Here is a 2,700-nt window from a genome sequence, read left to right as displayed (position 1 = left end):
CCTTTGCCTGCGGCAAAGGGATCTGACCCCATGCCGATCACGCCTGCCAGCGCGTTTTCGCCAGCAGCTCGTCTTCCCAGTCGAAGCCCAGCTGGCCATCACGTACGAACAGAGCGACGAAGTTCATCAGGTTGCGCGCATACATCTCGCTGGCCTGGGTTGCACCTCGGCTGGCCAGACCCAGCGGGCCATCGATGGTCACGCCCTGGTGCTCGATGCATTGGCCGGGTTCGGTCAGCGCGCAGTTGCCACCGCTCTCGGCGGCCAGATCGACGATCACGCTGCCGGCGGCCATGCCTTCGACCATCGCGGCGGTGACGATCGTCGGCGCCTGACGTCCCGGCACCGCGGCAGTGCAGATCACCACGTCCACGCTGCGCAGATGGTCGCCAAGACGGCGCTGCTGTTCGGCACGCTCCTCATCGGTCAGCGCCCGCGCATAACCGCCCTCGCCGGCCGCGCTCACCCCCAGGTCGAGGAAGCGTGCACCGAGCGACTGGATCTGTTCGCGGGTTTCCGGGCGCACGTCAAAGCCCTCCACCTGCGCACCCAGGCGGCGCGAGGTGGCAATGGCCTGCAGGCCGGCGACACCGGCGCCGATCACCAGCACCTTGGCTGGACGCACGGTACCGGCCGCAGTGGTCAGCATCGGGAAGAAGCGCGGCGCACGTTCGGCAGCGATCAATGCCGCCTTGTAGCCGGCCATGCCGGCCTGCGAACTGAGTACGTCCATCGCCTGCGCGCGCGTGGTGCGCGGCAACTGCTGCAGCGGGAACAGGTGCAGGCGGTCATCCGAAGCCAATGCGGCCAACGCCGGGTCGGCCGCGGGGGTCAGCAGGCCGACCACACTGGCGCCCGGCTTGAGCTGGGCCAGCACCTCGGCCGGTGGCGCCTGCACGCACAGCAGGATGTCGATCTCGGCCCAACGGGCGGCGTCGAAGGCGCGGGCACCTGCGTCGTCGTAAGCGGCATCGGTGAAGCCAGCGGCCTGGCCCGCGCCGGGCTGGTACCACACAGTGATGCCCAGCGCAGCGAGCTTGCGCGCCGTCTCCGGTGTGAGCGCAACGCGCCGTTCGCCCGGCGCGGTCTCCTTGATCCCCAGCAACGCCACGGCCATGCAGAATTCCGATGATCGGTGAGTGGGTCCGATCCTAGCAGGCGTACGCGGCTCAGTGCAGCGTCGCACCACCCGGGTCGAGGCGGTCGAGCACGCCCTGCATGGCGCTGTCGAAGGCGCCATCGTCGATGTGGGGACGCAAGCGACCCAACCGCACCATCACCGCCAGCTCCTCGGGCGAGGCCACGCAGAAGCGCACGCCACGACGGTTGACGAACAGCAGGCGCGCGGAAATAGGGCTGATCCAGGACAACTTGCCCGCCTGCACCTTGCCGTCCTTGTCGACGAAGTCCAGCCAGTTGCCGATCTCCATCCGCCGGAAGCGATCGGCATCGGCGTTGTCGAAATCGTCGGTATTGAAGGTACCGCCCAGTTCCACTGCCGGCGTTTCCGGTGCCGGCGGCGCGGGCAGCACCACCTGCGGCAGCTCCGGCAACGCGCGCTGCAGCTCCGGTCGCGATTCGGCGATGCCCTGCAATGTGTCGTGCAGCGCATCGATGGCTGCGGTGGCTGCGTCGCCATGCACGCCGACGCTGGCAAACACCTTGGCCAGCATCGGCTGCCAGGCCTGCAGCCACGGCTTGCCGACGATCTGCCGGCGGGCCTCGGCCACTTCCTCAAGCAGGCCATCAGCCAGGGTCAGCGCCTCGGCCACCGAGGCCCCCTCCTCGCCCTCGCGCAGCAGCGCCAGGGTCAGATGGTGCTGCCAAGGCTGGCGCAGGAATTCGGCGATCGCCGACGGCAGGGTGGCATCGCCGATGCGGCGATCCRGTTCGGCACCGGCACGGGTACGGGCCATCTCCAGCTTTTCCTGGCCGCGCTGGGTCTCGGCGGCCCGGCGCTCGGCGATTTCCACGCGACGGCGGTGCTGCACCAGGAAATCGCGGAATTCTTCTTCCAGGGTCAGGAAGATCGCCAGGTTTTCGTTGAACTCGGCCACCAACCGCTCGACGATCTCTTCCACCTTGGCCATCAGCATGCGCTCGGCCTGGCTTTCCCCGGTGTTGCCCTCGCAAGCTTCGGCCAGCGAGTTGAGCAGCTTGCGCGCCGGATGGGTCTTCTGCACGAACATGCGGCGGTCCAGCATCGCCACCTTCACGAACGGAACCACCAGGCGGCCAATGAGCTCACGCGAGCGGCCTTCCAGTTCACGCTCATCGAGCATCACGTCGAACAGCATGCCGACCAGGTCGATGGCATCCTCGTCCTGCGCGTCCAGCCGGGTCTGGCCCGGATCGACACCCAGCCGCGTGGCGCTGGACAACACTTCGCTCTTCAGCCGCTGCGCCAATGATTCGCCGTCCTCGCCGATCGCCGCACGCAGGGTTGCGCTGGGCGTGGCCTGCAGCAGCGACAGCACCGACATCATTTCGCGCTGGCTCAACGGACGATGCTGGCCGACCGCGACCTGAGCCGCAGAGGTTGCGTCCTCGCGCACGTGGCGGGTCTGCTGCAGCAGTTCGTGCAGGGCTTCCAGCAACATGCCCTGCTGGCCGGAATAGGCTTCACCGGAAGGGCTCTCTTCACCACCCGCATGCTGCTGCATATGGCCACGACGCTCGGACCAGCGCGCGGCGAAACGC

At 68.0% G+C, this 2,700-nt stretch carries 2 protein-coding genes; both read right to left on the bottom strand.

The genetic code is table 11. The features are described 5' to 3' along the window. Positions 1–37: 37 nt before the first annotated feature. Complete coding sequence (locus tag AB4Y84_RS18765) at positions 38–1,117, bottom strand: NAD(P) transhydrogenase subunit alpha (protein ID WP_312786938.1); 1,080 nt, start codon at positions 1,115–1,117, stop codon at positions 38–40. Between the two features lie 52 nt (positions 1,118–1,169). After that, positions 1,170–2,700, bottom strand: a 1,531-nt coding sequence (locus AB4Y84_RS18760) for a DUF1631 family protein (RefSeq protein ID WP_442250642.1), incomplete at its 5' end; no start/stop codon positions are given.

The organism is Stenotrophomonas sp. 2YAF22, assembly GCF_052114665.1.
Taxonomy (GTDB): Bacteria; Pseudomonadota; Gammaproteobacteria; order Xanthomonadales; family Xanthomonadaceae; genus Stenotrophomonas; species Stenotrophomonas indicatrix.
The sequence above is the reverse complement of the archived record's forward strand: the minus strand, read 5'-3'. Positions and strand labels throughout refer to the sequence as shown.

Bases quoted from the DNA above. Each gene is read 5' to 3' on its own strand.
- AB4Y84_RS18765 (WP_312786938.1), bottom strand. From the start codon at position 1,117: ATGGCCGTGGCGTTGCTGGGGATCAAGGAGACCGCGCCGGGCGAACGG.